Genomic DNA, 14,295 nt, shown 5'->3' with positions numbered 1-14,295 from the left:
TAGCGCCAAGCGGTACCAGACAAATAGATGGCATGGTTATTGCTTTTAAACTTGCAAGAGCTCATCGGTCAGGATAACGTGTCGGAAATTCCGCCAGTGAAGTCACGCTTGTCATGGCAATGAAACCCACGCTGCAGCTTCGGGTCGGCACCCAGCTGACCATGACGCCTCAGCTGCAGCAGGCCATCCAGCTGCTGCAGCTATCGACACTGGATCTGCGCCAGGAGATCCAGCAGGCGCTGGAAGCCAATCCCATGCTCGAGATGGAGGACGACTACGGCGAAGCCGCCGTCGGCGAAGCCGCCGACGACGACTGGGCCAGCGACATCCCCGAGGAGCTCGCGCTGGACAGCGAGTGGTCGGACACCTACCAGGACCTGGCCCCCAGCGCGGGGCGCAGCGAAGACGGCCCCGATCTCGAGCGCAACGCCGCCGATCAGAGCCTGCAGGATCACCTTCGCTGGCAGCTCGACATGACCGGGCTCGACAGTCGCGAACATGCGATCGCCGACTGTCTCATCGATGCAGTCAACCTCGACGGCTATCTCGACGGTCAGCTCGACGAATTGACGGAAGGCCTGCGCAGCCAGGGGCTTTCCGGACTCAAGGCCGCCGAGGTCGAGCAGATTCTGCATCGTCTTCAACAGTTCGACCCCACCGGTGTATTCGCCCGCGACCTGCGCGAGTGTCTGCTGCTGCAACTGGCTACGCTGGCCGACGATACGCCGCTGCTGCCCCAGGCCAAGCGCCTGGTACGCCAGTTTCTCGACGCGCTGGCCAATGATGACCGCAAGTTGCTCAAGCGTCGGCTGCGTCTCGACGATGCCCAGCTCGATGCGGTGATCGCCCTGATCCGCGCCCTCGATCCACGCCCCGGCCAAGCCTTCGACGCCAGTGGCGAGGATTACGTGATCCCCGACCTGGTGGCTCGCCATACTCGCGAGGGCTGGCGTATCGAGCTCAATCCCGAGGCGCTACCGCGATTGCGCGTCCAGCCCGACTATGCCGCCTTGATCAAGCGCGCCGACAAGAGCGACGACAACACCTTCATGAAGCAGCACCTTCAGGAGGCGCGCTGGTTGATCAAGAGTCTGTCGAGTCGCAACGACACCCTGCTCAAGGTCGGTCGCGAGATCATGATCCGCCAGTTCGACTTCCTCGAGCGTGGCGAGGAGGCCATGAAACCGCTGGTGCTCGCCGACATCGCCCAGACCGTGGAGATGCACGAATCGACCATCTCGCGGGTCACCACACAGAAGTTCATTCATACCCCGCGCGGCGTCTTCGAACTCAAGTACTTCTTCTCGAGCCATGTCGGCGGCGGCAGCGAAGGCGATGCGCACTCCAGCACCGCGATACGCGCACGCCTGAAGAAGCTGATCGGCGACGAGCCGCCGCGCAAGCCACTTTCCGACAGCAAGCTGGTCGAGCTGCTCGCCGCCGATGGCATCGCGGTGGCGCGACGCACCGTCGCCAAGTATCGCGAAGCGCTGGGCATCCCCTCCTCCGGTGAACGCAGACGCCTCGCCTGAGGCTCCTTCAGACATATGCAGCTCTCTCCCCGGCACAAGGAAAGTGCCGCGCCCTATCGCATCGAAACGTCGATTCACATGTCTTCCCGCTCTCGACAAGCGACGTTTGCGGCCACCATCCCGCGAGGGGTTTGCTAAGCTGCAAAAAGGGTTACAATCGGCCATCACTCGTCGAAAAGGAACGTGCCATGCAAGCCAACATCACCGGCCATCACGTCGAACTGACGGATGCATTGCGTGACTACGTCAACGAAAAGTTGGCGCGGCTGGAACGCCACTACGACAACATCACCACCGTGCAGGTAACGCTCTCGATCGAGAAGGAACGCCATCAGGCGGCCTGCACGCTTCACGCAGCGGGTGCTGACTTGCATGCCGAAGCCGAGAACGGCGACATGTACGCCGCCATCGATGCCCTGGCCGACAAGCTCGACCGCCAACTCGTCAAACACAAGGAAAAGGCCCAGGCCCGCGCGCAAGGCGCCGGCGCCCGCTGACTCCCCATCATGTCACTGGAAACCATACTGCCCCCCGAACGCACTCTGTTTGCCGTGCCCGGGGGGAGCAAGAAGCGCGTGCTTGAGTTCTTCAGCACCTTCATCGCCCAGAACACCCCTAGCCTGGACAGCCAGGAGGTGTTCAGCCGGCTGATCGGTCGTGAACGGCTGGGGAGTACCGGCATCGGCAATGGCGTGGCCATTCCCCATGCGCGCAATCCCCATTGCAAGGCGCCAGTAGCCGGCTTTATCAAGCTACAGGAGCCGATCGATTTCGATGCAGTCGATGGCGAACCGGTCGACCTGCTGTTCGTGCTGCTGGTACCCGAAGAGGCCGACGACACCCACCTGGCGCTACTCGCCCAGGTCGCCGGCATCATGAACGACGCCGACACCCGCAACCGGCTGCGCCACAGTGCCAGCCAGCGTGAACTGCACGAAACGCTCATCGATGCCATCCATGCCCTCGATGGCGGCGCCGGTAGCGCGCCGCGGCAGGCCAGGTAGCCTGAAGGCTGCGCTTTAATTCGCCCCGGCCTATTCAATTCGGGTCTGGTATGCCCAGCGTCATACGACCGCCTCGTGACTCATCGTGACAAGGGAGCCGCCCCATGCAACTCGTGATCATCAGTGGCCGCTCCGGATCCGGCAAGTCGATCGCCCTCCAGGCACTCGAGGACCTGGGCTTCTATGCCATCGACAACCTGCCGGCGATGCTCCTCGATGCGCTGATCGATGAGCTCCAGCAGGCCGACAGCAAGCGCGCCAGCGTCGCGGTCAGCATTGATGCGCGCAACTTGCCCACGGCCCTCGAGCGCTTTCCCGCGCAGCTCGAGGCCGTGCGCCAGCGCGGCATCGATTGCCAGGTGGTCTATCTGACCGCCGAGGACAAGATCCTGCTCGAGCGCTACTCGGCGACCCGCCGCCGCCATCCGCTGACCCGTAATAGCCAGATGACCCTGGCCGAGGCGATCGAGTCCGAGGAGAAGGCACTGGCGGACATCCGGGATCTGGCCGACCTGGTGATGGATACCTCGCAGCTCTCGGTCCACGACCTGCGCGGACGCATCGCCGAGCAGGTCGCCCACCATACCAGCGAACAGCTCACGCTGACCTTCGAATCGTTCGGCTTCAAGCGCGGCGTGCCGCTCGATGCCGATACCGTCTTCGACGCCCGCTGCCTGCCCAATCCCTACTGGGATCCGCGGCTGCGCCCGTTCAATGGCCGAGATGCCGAGATCGTGACCTTTCTCGAGGATTATCCGGATGTCGGCGCCATGGCCGACGATATCCGCGACTGGCTCGAACGCTGGTTGCCCGCCTACCGCGCCAGCAACCGCAGTTATCTGACGGTGGCGATCGGCTGCACCGGCGGCCAGCATCGTTCAGTGTATCTGACCGAACGTCTGGCGCAGCACTTTACCGGCCGTTACCGGGTGCGAATTCGTCATCGGGAATTGGGCATCCACGCCGCCGTGGGAGCCGCCGATGCCACAGCGTGAGCTGACGCTGATCAACAAGCGCGGCCTGCATGCCCGTGCCGCGACCAGGCTGGTCCAGTGCTGTCAGGGTTACGACGCCAGCGTTACCGTTCATCATCAGGGTCGCAGCGGCGATGCCGCCAACATCATGTCGTTGCTGATGCTCGCCGCGCCCTGTGGCAGCCGGCTGACCATCAAAGCCGAGGGCCCGCAGGCCAGCCAGGCGCTCGATGCGCTCGAGGCGTTGCTCGCGGCACGTTTCGAAGAGGATCTGTAAGCGTCCATCGGCGAACGTGCGACCGCGCGACGGATCGTTGCCCTTCGAGCCCGGCCACGATGTTAGAATGACGCCGCCCACCGCGGGGCGATCAAGGACGCCGACTGCCATGAGCCAGAATCCAAGCCGACTACAGCCTCGCCTCGATCGGCTCAACGCAGCCTTGGAAAACGGCGCCCTGGATCAGGTCCGACGCATGCTCAACCGCGGCCTGGCACCGGTCGACGTGGCTCATCTGCTCGAATCGACCCCGCCGCGCGAGCGCGAGGTGCTCTGGGCACTGGTCGACCCCGAGTTGCAGGGCGACGTCCTGCAATATCTCAACGATGATATCCAGACGGTGTTTCTCAGCCGCATGGACACCCAGCAGCTGGTCTCGGCCACCGAGCGGCTCGACGTCGACGACCTGGCCGATCTGCTGCAGCGCCTGCCCAACACCGTCACTCTCGAAGTGCTGGCCTCGATGGAGGCGCAGGAACGCCAGCGTCTGGAGACCGTCCTCGCCTATCCCGAGGACACCGCCGGCGGGCTGATGAACACCGATGCGCTGACGATCCGCCCGGATATCACGCTCGACGTGGTTTTGCGCTATCTGCGTCGTCATGAGCGCCTGCCGGACACCACCGACACGCTGTTGGTGGTGACCCGCGACGACAAGCTGATCGGCAGCCTGCCGATCAACCGCCTGCTGGTTTCCGACCCGTCGATGCTGGTCCGCGAGGTGATGGATACCGACATGGTCCGCATTGCGGCGATGACCGGCGAGAGCGAGGTCGCCAAGCTGTTCGAGAAGTTCGACCTGGTATCGGCGCCAGTGGTCGGCACCGATGGCCACCTGCTGGGCCGAATCACCATCGACGACGTGGTCGACGTGATCCGCGAGAACGCCGAGCATCAGGTCATGAGCATGGCCGGCCTCGACGACGACGAGGACACCTTCGCTCCGGCCTGGCGGACCAGTCGGCGACGGGCAGTCTGGCTGGGCGTCAACCTGATCACCGCATTCATGGCGGCAGCGGTGATCGGGCTGTTCGAGGGCACCATCCAGCGTGTCACCGCCCTTGCGGTGCTGATGCCGATCGTCGCCAGCATGGGCGGCATCGCCGGCTCCCAGACGTTGACGGTGCTGATCCGCGGCATCGCCCTTGGCCATGTCTCGGGCAACAACATGCGCTGGCTGCTCAGCCGCGAGCTGATCGTCAGCGTGCTCAACGGCCTGCTCTGGGCGCTGGTAATCGCCGCCATCGCCGTGGTCTGGTTCGACGACCTGACGCTGGGCGCCATCATCGCCGCAGCGATCGTCATCAACCTGCTGATCGCCGCGCTCTGCGGCACCCTGCTGCCCGTGGCGCTCAAGAAGCTCGACATCGACCCGGCGCTGTCCGGCAACGTGATTTTGACCACCGTCACCGACGTGATCGGCTTCATGGCCTTCCTCGGCCTGGCGACGCTGTTCTACCTATAGGAGACGGAAGACCGACGCTTCGCGTCTCGAAGAGGGAAGAACGGCGCTATGCGCCTGGAAGAAGAACAAGTAGCAAGAATCATTTTGCCTCTTCCCTCTTCTGGCCGTAGGCCCTCTTTAGCCCCCCGCCACCATCATGTCGTCGATCAGCCAACTGCCGGTATGCACGCTGCCGCGGGTATCGACATCGTCGCCCACCCCGAGCAGATTGCCGAACATGCCGCGCAGGTTGCCGGCGATGGTGAACTCCTCGACCGGATATTGCAGCTGGCCGTTCTCGACCCAGAAGCCGGCCGCCCCGCGTGAATAATCGCCGGTCACGCCGTTGACCCCCTGGCCCATCAGCTCGGTGACCACCACGCCGCTGCCCATCCGCGCCAGCAGCGCCTCGGGTGTGCTCAACGGCGCGTCCAGCCGCACATTGCGCGCACCGCCGGCGTTGCCGGTGGTGGTCATGCCGAGCCTCCGCGCACTGTAGGCCGAGAGCATGTAACTGGCGATCCGCCCCTGCTCGACGTAGACGTTGTCGCGGGTATAGACCCCATCGTTGTCGAACGGCGCACTCGCCATCCCACCGATCTCGCGCGGCTTCTCCTGGAGCGACAGCCACTCGGGAAACAGCGTCTCGCCGAGGCTGTCACAGAGAAACGAGGCGTCGCGATAGAGCGAGCCTCCAGCGATGGCACTCAGCAAGTGTCCGATCAGCCCGCCGGCCAATTCAGGGGCGAACATCACCGGCATGCGACCGGTGGCCGGGCGCTTGGCGCCGAGCCGCCGCAAGGTACGCTCGGCGGCGCGCCGGCCGATCGCCTCGGGCGAGGCCAGCTTGGCCGGATCGCGCTCGCTGGAATAATCGTAGTCGCGCTGCATGCCCTGCTCGTCCTGAGCGATCAGCATGCACGACAGCGAATGCCGGCTACCGCATTGGCTGCCCATGAAGCCGTGGCTGTTGGCATAGACCCGTACGCCTTCACCGCTCGACAGTTCGGCGCCTTCGGAGTTGCTGATGCCCGCCACACCGCGCCCGGCCTGTTCGCAGGCCAGGGCCATCTCGATCGCCTGATCGGTCGACAACTGCCATGGATGGTGGACCTTCAGATCCGGCAGCTCGGTGGCCATCAACGCCTTGTCGGCCAGGCCGGACGCCGTGTCCTCGCCGGTCTGACGGGCGATTGTCAGGGCTCTGTCGACCAGCGCGCGGATCGACGCCTCGCTGGCGTCCGACGATGAGGCGCTGCCCTTGCGCTGGCCGACATAGACGGTGACGGCAATGCCCTGGTCGCGCGCCAACTCGACGGTCTCCACCTCGCCCATGCGCACGCTGACATTGATCCCCTGGTCGACGCTGGCGCCCACCTCGCAAGCGTCGGCACCCGCCTCGCGGGCCTGCTCGAGCGCGGCCGCCGCACGCGCTTCCAGCAGCGCCTGCTGCGCACTCGCATCGAAAGCCTGTGTCATGTTGGTCTCCTTGTGCGAAGGCTGGCTGGTATACTGCGCCAACCTCCCAAATGCTTATGGAAATGGCATGTCATTCGAGTCCCCCGCCGATCTTCCGGAACGGTCGAGCAAGTCCCAACTCAAACGCGAAATGCTGGCGCTGCAGGCGCTGGGCGAAAAGATCATCGCCCTGCCCGCCCCGCAGCGCGCCCGACTGCCGCTGTCCGAGGACATGCTCGCGGCGGTCGAGGAAACCTCGCGCATCCGCTCCCACGAAGGCCGCCGCCGGCACATGCAGTACGTCGGCAAGGTCATGCGGCGCGAGGACATCGCCGCCATCCAGGCCGTGTTCGACGAATTCGAGCAGGAAAAGCTGCGCCGCGATCACGCCTTCCACCGCCTTGAACAGTGGCGCGACCGGCTGGTCGAGGACGACGGCGAGGCGCTCGAAGCCTTTATCGCCGAACACCCCCACGTCGACCGTCAGGCGCTGCGCCAGCTGATCCGCAATGCCCAGAGCGAGCGCCAGCGCGGCAAACCGCCGACCAACGCCCGCAAGCTGTTCCAACTGATCCGCGATACCGCCAGCATTTAATAGTGCTATACCCGCGGGACGTAGCCGAGCGATGCTCAGGCAAGGCGAACAGCGGCGAGGCAGCGGAGTTTACAAGTTCGTAAATGAGCATGCCGAGCCGATGTTCAACGCCGCATGAGCGAGCGCAGGCACGTTCGTTCACGATTGCGTGCCGCCGACCGTCAGCTCGTCTAATTTCAGCGTCGGCTGGCCGACGCCCACCGGCACGCCCTGGCCCTCCTTGCCACAGACGCCGATCCCGCTGTCCAGCTGCATGTCGTTGCCGATCATCGACACCCGCCCCATCGCCTCGGGGCCATTGCCGATCAACGTCGCTCCCTTGACCGGCGCGGTGATGCGGCCGTCCTCGATCAGATAGGCCTCGCTGGCCGCGAACACGAACTTGCCGGAGGTGATGTCGACCTGCCCACCGCTGAAGCTGACCGCGTAGAGGCCGCGCTTGACGCTCTTGACGATGTCCTCGGGGTCGTCCTGGCCGGCCAGCATGTAGGTGTTGGACATCCGCGGCATCGGCATGTGCGCGTAGGATTCACGCCGCGCATTGCCGGTCGGGCTCATGCCCATGAGCCGCGCGTTGAGCTTGTCCTGCATGTAGCCGGTGAGGATGCCGTCCTCGATCAGCGGCGTATAGGCGCCGGGCGTGCCCTCGTCGTCGATCGACATCGAACCGCGCCGCTCGGCCAGCGTGGCGTCGTCGACCACGGTCACCCCCCTGGCGGCGACTGGCTGGCCGATGCGCCCGGCGAACGCCGAGCTGCCCTTGCGATTGAAGTCCCCCTCCAGGCCATGGCCCACCGCCTCGTGAAGCAGGATGCCCGGCCAGCCGGCGCCCAGCACCACCGGCAATTGGCCGGCCGGCGCGTCGACCGCCTCGAGGTTGACCAGCGCCTGGCGCACGGCTTCCTTGGCGTAGCGCTCGGCGACGTTCTCGTCACGCAGCCGCGACATCGCATAGCGCCCGCCGCCGCCGGCGCTGCCACGCTCGCGGCGACCGTCGCGCATGGCGATGACGCTGACGTTGAAACGCACCAGCGGGCGGATGTCCGCCGCCAGCGTGCCGTCGCTGGCGCGCACCAGCACCACTTCATGGACGCCGCTCAGCGAGGCGCTGACCTGGGCGACGCTGGGGTCGGCGGCGCGGGCGACGCGATCGGCCTGCTTGAGCAGGGCGATCTTGTCTTCCGCAGACAGCCCCGATAGCGGATCGATGCCGGCATAGCGCTGCGCCGCCGCCGCGCTGTGTACCGGCACCCGCATCAGCCGGGAACCGCTGCGCGCGATCCCCGAAGCGGTGCGCCCGGCCTCGGCCAGCGCATCGGCGGTGATCTGGTTGGAATAGGCGAAGCCGGTCTTTTCTCCGGCCAGCGCGCGTACGCCGACGCCGCCGTCGATATTGAAGCTGGCGTCCTTGACCTCGCCGTCCTCGAGGACCCAGTTTTCCTGCCAGCTACGCTGGAAATACAGGTCGGCATAATCGATGCCCGGCCCCAGCGCCTGTTCCAGGCCCGGCTCGAGCGCCTCGGCATCCAGGCCGCCGGGGGCGAGCAGGGTAGTTATGGCCTCGTCGAGAGGCGAATGGGAGCGTTGCGTCATTCGGCATCTTCCACGGTGATTCGCGGCGAGGTCCAGGGCCCCTCCACGCGATAGTAAATTCTCGTGACCTTGTCGAGCCAGCCACCGAAGACCTTGTCCGCCAGAAACAGCGCGCCGCCGACATAGGGCGCGCCGCCGACATAGGGCGCGCCGGCGATCACGGCGGCCAGAGGCAGATTCTGGCTGACCGGCACGGTGACCCCAAGAGTCAGATCGAGCTGGCGCGCCAGCAGATCCACGCTGCCATCCAGGGTGAATTGGGTGGAGGTCCCGTCGATTTCAACCGGCCCGCGGGTTTCCAGACGTCCACCATACAGTGTGGCATCGCCGCTGACACTGTCGAATGCGGTGCCTTCGCCGGTGACGTCGGAGAAATCCAGGCGCAACCGGCGCAGCAGGTTGTCGACGTTGAGCAACCCGACCAGCCGCGCAGAGGGCGATTCGAGGGTGCGGAAACTACCGTCGCTCAGACCCACTTCAATGCTGCCCCGCGAACGCGCCAGGGCGAATTGCCAGGGCGCGCCCGGCCAGGCCAGTTGGGTCTGTACCTCGGTGCGCGTCGAGTTGATGGCCACCGGCTGATCGAGCGTCGCCAACGCCGTGCCCAGATCGCCGCCGCTGATCGATAGCCGTGAACGAGTCAGGCTCGCCTGCTCGCCCGAGGCCTCCCAGACCAGTTCGCCCTGCGCGGTTATCTCGCCCAGCTTCAGCGAGACCGGATCGAGCCGCAGGCGGTCGGGGGATTCCCGCCAATTCGCCTCGAAAGGGCCGAATTGACGGCCGCTGCGCGACAGCGTGGCGATGCTCAACCGGCCTGCCGGCACCTGGGTCAGCCAGTCGGGCAGTGGTGCGGGCTCGGGCGGTGCGGTGACGATCTCGCTCTGCAGGCTGGGTGACGAGGCGTCGTTCTGTTCGCCGCCACCGGCGAGCAGCGGGTCAAGATTCAAGCGTGCGAGGCTAATAGCCAGCGGCGCGGCCTGCCTCGGCCGATATTCGGCGCGCCCCTGCATCAGCGAACCCGTCAGGCCCAGCGACCAGCCATATTCGTTCAGCGGGCTGGCCGAGGCCTGCAGATCGCCGAGGCAGCGCTGCTGGTAGTACAGGCAGTCGGTTTGCAGGTTAAAGCGCTGCAACCGACTCAGCGCCGAGCGGCCGTTGGCCTCGGCTTCATCCGCGGCCGAGGGCAGCGATACCTCGGCCAGCGCTTGCTGCCAGCCTGCCAGCGACAGCCGCGGGGTGTTCCAGGCGATGTCCCACCCGCTGCCACTCGGCCATTCAGGATCGACCGGCCAGTTTTCCAGCCAGGCCTGACCCTGGCCGCCTTCGGGGCCCAGCGAACGCCAGCGCAGACGCAAGCGCTCGGCCAGCTCGAGCTCGACCACACGATCGGGGATCGAGGCCGTCACGGCAAGCGGGACCCGGGCATCCAGCGTCTTGCCGAACGGCGCCGGCAGGTCGATGGCCAGACCCTGGAGATCGCTATTCAGGCTCAGGCTCGGCTTGTCGGCCTCGAGGTCGAGTTCGGCCGTATAGGGAAAATAGCCGCTGATCAGGCCGCCGAGGCCATCGACTCCCGCCCAGTCCAGCAGCCCGCGAGCCAGGGCGCGACCCTCCAGGGTCACCCCCTGGCCGCCGACATCGAAGTCGGCAAGCAGCGGCCCCTCGAAGACCCGTGCGCCGAGTTGACCGGTCAGGGTGTCGCTGCCAGATTCGCCGAGGTATTTATAACGCAACGCACCATTGACGTTACCCAACTCCAGATCGGCCTGGGGCAGACGGATCGACGGTGCATCGACACGGGCCTGCAGATCGACATCGACGGGCGCGTCTACCGATTCCGGAGTATCCATGGCCACAGCGAGGCGCAGTTGGCCGTCGACTCGCCCTTCGCCTCGCCAGTCGCTGAAACTCTCCAGGCCATCGAGCGGTGCGGCGGCCAGAAAGTCGAACAGGCCTTGAACGGGGCCAGCGACCGGCCCTTCGACCGTCAAGCGTTCGTCGGCCAGCGATACCTTGGCGCCTTCGCTGACCAGGCCCAGCGTCTCGGCATGCTCCACCGTCGCCTCGAGGGTCTGGTTATTCAGCGTGAGTTGACCACTGAGCGCGTCGAGCGCCGGCCATTCGGGGTCGTAGGGCAGGTAGCCCCGTTCGACGTCGAGGGCCAGGCGCAGCTCGGCGCTCTTGCCGAGTTCATCGGCGTCCTCCTGGGTCGCGCCAGTCTCCTCGCCATCGAGGTCGCCATCAAGAGTCTGACTGAACTGCAGCGAGCCGCGCGGGACATAGCCGGTGATGCCCGAGGTCAGCCATTCACGCAGCTCGCTATCGAACACCTCGAGCGGCAACCACTCGCCCAGCGGCGTCTGCGTCGCATCGACATTGCGCATGTCGAGGTTCAACGCGAATTGCCCGGGCCGCTGGCGGGCGTTTTCGCCCGGTACCGTCAGCTGAAAGTCGCCGTCGACCGAAGCGCCGCGCCAGCCGAGCGACAACTCCTCGCCAGCGACTTGCGGCTGCTCGCCGTTCAGCGACCAATTGACGCGACCGCTGGCATAATCGAGCGACAAGGGGGCAGGAAACAGCTTGGGAAAGCGCAGCTCGACACCCTGCCGGCCGGCGAATTCGACGTACCCGGTGCGACCGTCGGCCTCGACCCAGGCATCGAAAGGGCCGCCACCGGGGGCGTCCTGCCAGGGCTGGGCGGTCATCTCCTGCAAGGCGGCGCGCGCCTGCCACTGGCCCTGCTGTCGGCCCACCTGCAGGCCCTCGACGCGACCCCCGGGCTTGAGCGCATCGAGCATCGATTGCCAGCGCTCGGGCAACGGCAGCCGCCGTCGCCAGGCCATCAGCTCATCCACCGAAAACGCCGAGCTGCGCAGCCACCAGTCATCGCCCTCGCCGGCCAGTTGCAGACGCTCGGGCAGCGACGAGGCGCCGTCCCGGGCATCGTTCATGGACAAGCTATTGACCCAGGCATTCCATTCATCGCCGTCACCGCGCAGCCACTGCCCGCGGGCCTGGATATCGCGCAGTTCGAGGGTGCCCTCGCTGTCCGCGACACTCAGCTCGGGTATCGACAGGGCCAGCCGAGCATCCTCGACGCGCCCGTCGCGCCAACGCGCCCACAGCTCGGCCTCGCCACTCACCCGCTCGAGACTCAAGGGCTCACGGCGTGTGAGCAGCCGACCCAGCCGCGTCAGGCTGCCCAGATCCGTGCGCGCCTGAAGTGCAGCGCTGAAATCATTCAATCCCTGGGACCCGGGCAGGACTTCGAGCACCACGGAAAGCGATTGCTGCGACTGGTCGGCGACGAACAGTTGCCCCTCGAGATGGGCACGCCCCGATTCTTCGGCGATCAGTAACTGAGGCGCCCGTAACGTCAGCGTCTCGTCGAGGCCGTGCAGCACCACCCGCAGGTCGTTGAACACCACCCGCTGGCGCAGCAACAGCTGTACCCAATAGTCAAGCCGCGACAAGTCCATGCCGCCCTCGGGTATCACGTAGGGCGGGATTTCGGCCGGTCCCGGCCATTGCCAGCGGCCTTCGCTATCCTGGTAAAGATGCAGCGTCGCCTGGCTGATGCGCGCTTCGCCGAGCACCGGCTGCCGCGCAAGAAGCGAGGCAGCAGTGTCCAGGCGCAGGTCGGCGTACTCGATCTCGAGCAGCGGAAAGGGATCGCTGCCTGCCTGCGACATCAAGCGCAGATCGTCGATACGCAGCGCCGGATCGAACCATTGCAGGCGCCCTTCGAACGCCTTCATCGTCAGACTCGCATTGAACTGTTGCGACAGCTCGGCGACGATTCGCCCACGCACGGCGTCGAGCTGCGCGACCCTCAGACGCAGGCCGCCGATCAGCAACGCCAGCAGGACCAGCGCCAGGGCCGTCAACGTCAGGGCCCATCGCAGGGTTAGACGGAACGGGCTCATGGGCTCACATCAGCACGATGTCGTACTGCTCCTGGGAATAATGACCTTCGACCTGGAAGCGAATCGTCTTGCCGATGAAGATCTCCAGATCGGCGACCGCCGCGGACTCTTCGTCGAGCAGGCGGTCGACCACTTCCTGCGAGGCGAGCACCATGTAGGTATCGGGACTATAGGCACGCTCCTCGCGCAGGATCTCGCGAAAGATCTCGTAGCACACCGTTTCCGGCGTCTTCAGCGTGCCCCGCCCCTGACAGGTCGGGCACGGCTCGCACAATGTCTGTTCGAGGCTTTCGCGGGTCCGCTTGCGGGTCAGTTGCACCAGTCCCAGCTCGGTGACGCCGGTCAGCTTGTTCTTGGCATGATCGCGCTCCAGCGACTTCTCCAGCACCCGCAGGACCTGACGCTGATGCTCGTTGTCCTCCATGTCGATGAAATCGATGATGATGATGCCGCCGAGATTGCGCAGGCGCAGCTGGCGGGCAATGGTGGTCGCCGCTTCGAGGTTGGTCTTGAAGATCGTCTCCTCGAGATTGCGGTGCCCGACATAGCCGCCGGTGTTGACGTCGATGGTGGTCATCGCCTCGGTGGGATCGATCACCAGGTAGCCGCCCGACTTGAGCTGAACCTTTCGGCCCAGCGCCTTGTGGATCTCGTCCTCGACACTGAACAAGTCGAAGATCGGCCGTTCGCCCGGATAGTATTCGACGCGCTCGACCACGTTGGGCATGAACTCCTCGGCGAATTCGATCAGCCGCTGGTAGTTCTCGCGCGAATCGATGCGCACCTTCTCGATGTCGTCGCGCATCACGTCGCGCAGCGTGCGTATGTACAGCGGCAGGTCGTCGTAGAGGCGGCTCGGCGCGGCCGCGGTCAGCTTGCGTTCGTCGACCTTGCGCCATAGCCGCAGCAGGAATTGCATGTCGGCAATCAGTTCGTCGGCGCCCACGCCCTCGGCCGCGGTGCGAATGATGAAGCCGCCGGGCACGTCAGCGTCGTGATCGGCCAGGCAGGATTCGACCAGCGTCCTGAGGCGCTCGCGCTCGACGTCATCCTCGATGCGCTGGGAAACGCCGGTGTGCGGCGAGTCGGGCATGTAGACAAGATAGCGCGAGGGCACCGACAGATGAGTGGTCAGACGCGCCCCCTTGGAACCGATCGGGTCCTTGGTAGCCTGCACTATCAGCGACTGCCCCTGTTGCAGCAACTGGCTGATCGACGCCTGCTCATCGCTCGGGGTGTTGGGCGGCAGCACCTCGTTGGCATGGATGAAGGCGGCCCGTTCCAGACCGATGTCGATGAATGCCGCCTGCATGCCGGGCAGCACGCGCACGACCTTGCCCTTGTAGATGTTGCCGACGATACCGCGACGCCGGCTACGCTCGATGAAGGCTTCCTGCAGGACACCGTTTTCGACCACGGCGACGCGGGTTTCCATCGGGGTCAGGTTGATGAGTACCTCACCACTCATGCGGGAATCCTTGTGCTAAGCTCT

General features: G+C 65.5%; 11 protein-coding genes. 7 read left to right on the top strand and 4 right to left on the bottom strand.

Annotated features, from left to right (window positions below; translation table 11 throughout):
- The first annotated feature begins 113 nt into the window (after positions 1–113).
- From K7I12_RS07925 to mgtE, 6 genes are all read left to right on the top strand, one after another.
- Positions 114–1,532 (top strand): RNA polymerase factor sigma-54, encoded by a 1,419-nt coding sequence (locus tag K7I12_RS07925; protein WP_231663824.1) that lies wholly within the window; start codon positions 114–116, stop codon positions 1,530–1,532.
- A 188-nt stretch (positions 1,533–1,720) separates the two neighbouring features.
- Positions 1,721–2,029 carry a ribosome hibernation-promoting factor, HPF/YfiA family gene (gene hpf, locus K7I12_RS07920; protein ID WP_031383123.1) on the top strand — a complete coding sequence of 103 codons (309 nt, stop codon included), beginning with the start codon at positions 1,721–1,723 and terminating at the stop codon, positions 2,027–2,029.
- Between the two features lie 9 nt (positions 2,030–2,038).
- Positions 2,039–2,536, top strand: coding sequence for a PTS IIA-like nitrogen regulatory protein PtsN (gene ptsN, locus K7I12_RS07915; RefSeq protein ID WP_051907384.1), 498 nt, complete (start codon positions 2,039–2,041; stop codon positions 2,534–2,536).
- 104 nt (positions 2,537–2,640) lie between these two features.
- Complete coding sequence (gene rapZ / locus K7I12_RS07910; protein WP_031383121.1) at positions 2,641–3,531, top strand: RNase adapter RapZ; 891 nt, start codon at positions 2,641–2,643, stop codon at positions 3,529–3,531.
- Positions 3,518–3,787 carry an HPr family phosphocarrier protein gene (locus tag K7I12_RS07905; protein WP_031383120.1) on the top strand — a complete coding sequence of 90 codons (270 nt, stop codon included), beginning with the start codon at positions 3,518–3,520 and terminating at the stop codon, positions 3,785–3,787. The genes rapZ and K7I12_RS07905 overlap by 14 nt, the downstream gene beginning before the upstream one ends.
- 109 nt (positions 3,788–3,896) lie before the next feature.
- Entirely contained in the window at positions 3,897–5,252 is a 1,356-nt protein-coding gene (gene mgtE, locus K7I12_RS07900) for a magnesium transporter (RefSeq protein ID WP_231663823.1), read from the top strand.
- Positions 5,253–5,369: 117 nt separating this feature from the next.
- Here the strand turns inward: mgtE and pmbA are convergent, their stop codons facing one another.
- Positions 5,370–6,710 (bottom strand): metalloprotease PmbA, encoded by a 1,341-nt coding sequence (gene pmbA, locus K7I12_RS07895; RefSeq protein ID WP_031383118.1) that lies wholly within the window; start codon positions 6,708–6,710, stop codon positions 5,370–5,372.
- Between the two features lie 67 nt (positions 6,711–6,777).
- Between pmbA and yjgA the strand changes: the two genes are divergently transcribed.
- Positions 6,778–7,284 (top strand): ribosome biogenesis factor YjgA, encoded by a 507-nt coding sequence (yjgA, locus tag K7I12_RS07890; RefSeq protein ID WP_031383117.1) that lies wholly within the window; start codon positions 6,778–6,780, stop codon positions 7,282–7,284.
- Positions 7,285–7,422: 138 nt separating this feature from the next.
- Here the strand turns inward: yjgA and tldD are convergent, their stop codons facing one another.
- Genes tldD through rng form a run of 3 tightly spaced genes read right to left on the bottom strand, consistent with a single transcriptional unit; the run spans position 7,423 to position 14,271 of the window.
- Positions 7,423–8,877, bottom strand: a complete 1,455-nt coding sequence (tldD, locus tag K7I12_RS07885; RefSeq protein WP_231663822.1) for a metalloprotease TldD — start codon at positions 8,875–8,877, stop codon at positions 7,423–7,425.
- Complete coding sequence (locus K7I12_RS07880) at positions 8,874–12,803, bottom strand: YhdP family phospholipid transporter (protein ID WP_231663821.1); 3,930 nt, start codon at positions 12,801–12,803, stop codon at positions 8,874–8,876. The genes tldD and K7I12_RS07880 overlap by 4 nt, the downstream gene beginning before the upstream one ends.
- A gap of 4 nt (positions 12,804–12,807) precedes the next feature.
- A complete protein-coding gene (gene rng, locus K7I12_RS07875; RefSeq protein WP_231663820.1) occupies positions 12,808–14,271 on the bottom strand; it encodes a ribonuclease G in 1,464 nt (487 codons plus the stop codon).
- Between the last annotated feature and the right edge of the window lie 24 nt (positions 14,272–14,295).

This window comes from Halomonas sp. IOP_31 (genome assembly GCF_021151495.1).
Taxonomy (GTDB): Bacteria; Pseudomonadota; Gammaproteobacteria; order Pseudomonadales; family Halomonadaceae; genus Modicisalibacter; species Modicisalibacter zincidurans.
This window is presented reverse-complemented; position numbering and strand designations above follow the sequence as displayed.